Source organism: Tenacibaculum sp. M1.3A (assembly GCF_057732375.1).
The window spans coordinates 1-1,941 of the sequence record NZ_JBYJEF010000016.1 but is presented as its reverse complement, the minus strand read 5'-3'; the positions used below and the strand labels follow the sequence as shown (position 1 = coordinate 1,941).

Sequence of the window (1,941 nt, the reverse complement as noted above, 5' to 3'; positions counted from 1 at the left end):
TGTTACCCCAACGGATCATCCAATTAGGTACATAGCTCAATATTTCTTGAACTTCTTCGCTTCGTATTTCTATGTTTTGATTATTGTTTGGCATATTTTATTTTAAGGGAGTTATATAACTCCCTTATTTGTTTATTTATTAAAAAGAACAAATTGGTTGTGTTCCATTTGAACATAAATCATCGCAATGAGTCCTTATCCAGAAACCTCCAAGTTTTCCAAATTCTCGACAAACACCCCAGTTATTTGAGTTGTGTCCTCCAGAGCCCCCTCCAGAATTACCTCCTCCAGATATAGGATCAGTTCCTCCATTAATTTCTTTCTGTTCCGCTTTATTTAAAGCTTTACCTAAGCTTAAGATTGATTTTTTCATAATTAAAATATTTAATAACTTAGATTAACCCCTTGATCATTTATAGACGCTCAAGGTTTATGTCTATTCCTCGCTAGAATTTTATATGCTATTTCTAATTTTTTTTAAATTATACCTTTACCATATGCAACATGTATCGTTTTCGTCAATACAAAAATGAGTTGGTGTGGTACATCCCCCTCCATTACTACCTCCACCACCATTGTCATTGTCTCTATAACATAAATGATTTTCGCAGTAACTACCCGAGGGACATCCTAACGAAGCATCACAAAAGGCTATTGCAATTCTACCTCCATTAATTTCTTTCTGTTCTGCTTTATTTAAAGCTTTGCCTAAGTTTAAAATTGATTTTTTCATAATTTAATTTTATTTCTTTAGTTTAAAAAATATTCAATGGTTATATTATGAACAGATAGGTTGTGAACCATCTGGACATGTAGAACTGCAAAGAACTGTTGTTGTTCCAAAAGCAGTGAAACAAGCACCTGTAGATTCACCACTTCCATTACCACTTCCTAAACAAGGGTGTCCAGGACTAACGTGACAAGGGCATGCTGGAGGAGCAATATCGCATCCCTCACGACCACCATTAATAGCTTTCTGTTCAGCTTTGTTTAGAGCTTTTCCTAAGTTTAAAATTGATTTTTTCATAATTAAAAATATTTAATAATTTAGATTAAACCCTTGATCATTTAAAGATCCTCAAGGTTTGTGTCTATTCTTCGTGAGAGAATGTTTGTCGCTAGTTTAGTTGCTAAAGCAATTAACTCCTACTTTAACTCTCATTTGGCAATGAGTGGATAGTAAAAAATACTCTTGACATGAGTTGCATCCCATATTAGAAATACCATAACAAGAAGATGAACAGCCATCTATACTACCTCCATTAATTTTTTGTTGTTGGGTTTTATTTAAAGCTTTCCCTAAGTTTAAGATTGATTTTTTCATAATTATTTATAGGTTTACTTGAATTTCACATCTAGCATCAGTAAATGCACAAACTTTATGATGAGGAGGTAAAGCATTATACTCAGCACAAGATCCGCAACCAGCTATACTATCTGAATAACACATTGGACCATTATAATCTGAACAAAGACCAAAGCCACCATTAATTTCTTTTTGTTCAGCTTTGTTTAAAGTTTTTCCTAAGTTTAAGATTGATTTTTTCATAATTAAAATATTTAATAAATTTGATAAAACCCTTGATCATTTAAAGACACTCAAGGTTTGTGTCTATTCTTCGCGAGAGAATATTTTTAGTTATTGTTAGTGGAATGAAGCAATTTTTCTCTTATTAATAAGATTACTTCGTCGCAAACTCCGTTTGGGTATTTTCAATTAAAAAAATATTTTAATTTCAATAATCCTCGTAATGACGTTTTATTTTATTTACCCAAGTCTAATTGATTTTTCACCAAATGATAATAACTTCCATTTAGTTTAATTAGCTCTTCATGGGTTCCTTTTTCGATGATTTTACCTTTGTCTAATACCACTATTTGGTGTGCATTTTTTACAGTACTTAATCTGTGAGCAATTACAACCGCTGTTTTGTCATAGAA

Annotated in this window: 5 protein-coding genes; all 5 read right to left on the bottom strand. The window is 32.0% G+C overall.

Annotation, left to right across the window (positions count from 1 at the left end; all coding sequences use genetic code 11):
• Nucleotides 1–139 precede the first annotated feature (139 nt).
• Complete coding sequence (locus AC28QF_RS13840) at nucleotides 140–373, bottom strand: hypothetical protein (RefSeq protein ID WP_488202398.1); 234 nt, start codon at nucleotides 371–373, stop codon at nucleotides 140–142.
• A 117-nt stretch (nucleotides 374–490) separates the two neighbouring features.
• Nucleotides 491–733, bottom strand: coding sequence for a hypothetical protein (locus AC28QF_RS13835; RefSeq protein WP_488202397.1), 243 nt, complete (start codon nucleotides 731–733; stop codon nucleotides 491–493).
• Between the two features lie 45 nt (nucleotides 734–778).
• A complete protein-coding gene (locus AC28QF_RS13830) occupies nucleotides 779–1,027 on the bottom strand; it encodes a hypothetical protein (protein WP_488202396.1) in 249 nt (82 codons plus the stop codon).
• A gap of 96 nt (nucleotides 1,028–1,123) precedes the next feature.
• The gene (locus AC28QF_RS13825; RefSeq protein ID WP_488202395.1) at nucleotides 1,124–1,324 is read right to left on the bottom strand and encodes a hypothetical protein; all 201 of its coding nucleotides are present in this window, start codon (nucleotides 1,322–1,324) and stop codon (nucleotides 1,124–1,126) included.
• A gap of 6 nt (nucleotides 1,325–1,330) precedes the next feature.
• Nucleotides 1,331–1,549, bottom strand: a complete 219-nt coding sequence (locus tag AC28QF_RS13820; RefSeq protein WP_488202394.1) for a hypothetical protein — start codon at nucleotides 1,547–1,549, stop codon at nucleotides 1,331–1,333.
• Between the last annotated feature and the right edge of the window lie 392 nt (nucleotides 1,550–1,941).